Raw genomic sequence first — 1,127 nt, 5'->3', positions numbered from 1 at the left:
CGTCCGGCATCTTTAAGTCCTGTCGGGTTTCGCCACTTCTGGCTTGAGTGTCTTTTTGTGACATTCGCCAGGAGGGCGAAGCCTATGGAAAATCGCCCCTCGGGCGAGGCCTCTACTACTCTTTTTGTGCCATGGCTTGTCTCTACTCCCGTACCGCTCGCCGCAGTGTCATGACCGAACAAAGTGAGCGAATGACCGAGGAAGCGGAATAGCATCCGTTCTTAAGGTATGCTCCTGCCGCTCAGGTGTTACTTTATGCTCCAATATGAAAAGTGTGCCATTGATGGAGGACGTTTTATGGCATGGCACAGTGTGTCACAGGCTCAAGATCTCACAGGTAAAAGCAGACGAACGCTTTATCGTGATATGGCTTCAGGCCGCGTATCGTACAGGACTAACAATAAAGGACACCGCGAGTTCGAAACGTCAGAGCTTATTCGCGTCTATGGTGAACTTGAGCAGAGTGGCACTGATGAGCGGCACAGTATGACGCAGTCACATGGCACACAAAATGAAGGCGCTATGATGGCAGAAATTCGCGCGCTCCGGCAGGAGGTTGGTGAACTGAAGTCGCTGCTGCTTCGTCTTGAGCATAAAGATCCTGCTTCTACGCCAGAAGTGTCTAGAAAAACCTGGTGGCGCTTCTGGCACCGGACAAAGTGAGACAATAAGGACGCCTTTTATGAACGAACGTAACCTCTTTGACGAGCTGATGCAGGGAATGGTGGAGTTGAAAAAGATGGTAGACGAGAATGCAGTTCCTAAAGCCCCTGAAGACGGTTTAGGACTGAATCCGTCCGCTTGTTAGCCGGGTAACACGAGTCAGCGTTTAAACTAGTGATCAGGATATTCCGCTGACGTACGGCCACTAAAATCTGTCACACCCAACGCATTATGCAATGCTAGGTCTTAACCCTTGCGTCACAAGGGATAATGGTGCATGAATGCTTTTTCCTAAAACTATAAAACCAGTCGACATTAACTCTGCGGACGGACAGGAAATGTTTTGTACTACCGCCATCTCGATGGCAGCATCACAAAACGAGTTGGTCAGGGCTTTCGCCCCGATACCCCATTCCTCCAGGACCTGCTGATGAGCATTAAACAACCCCGCCAAAAGACGAAGC

General features: G+C 50.1%; 3 protein-coding genes. 2 read left to right on the top strand and 1 reads right to left on the bottom strand.

Translation table 11 applies throughout. The features are described from left to right. The first annotated feature begins 228 nt into the window (after nt 1-228). Together PMI14_RS34090 and PMI14_RS35765 are read left to right on the top strand one after the other, a co-directional pair. A complete protein-coding gene (locus tag PMI14_RS34090) occupies nt 229-663 on the top strand; it encodes a hypothetical protein (RefSeq protein WP_202948980.1) in 435 nt (144 codons plus the stop codon). 19 nt (nt 664-682) lie between these two features. Beyond that, nucleotides 683-808, top strand: a complete 126-nt coding sequence (locus PMI14_RS35765) for a hypothetical protein (protein WP_007851785.1) — start codon at nt 683-685, stop codon at nt 806-808. 84 nt (nt 809-892) lie between these two features. Here PMI14_RS35765 and PMI14_RS35525 read toward each other — a convergent pair. Next, on the bottom strand, nt 893-1,127 hold a 235-nt coding region (locus PMI14_RS35525; RefSeq protein ID WP_238541810.1), incomplete at its 5' end, for a hypothetical protein.

Origin of the sequence: Acidovorax sp. CF316, assembly GCF_000276605.1 — a bacterium.
Lineage (GTDB): Bacteria > Pseudomonadota > Gammaproteobacteria > Burkholderiales > Burkholderiaceae_C > Acidovorax.
This window is presented reverse-complemented; position numbering and strand designations above follow the sequence as displayed.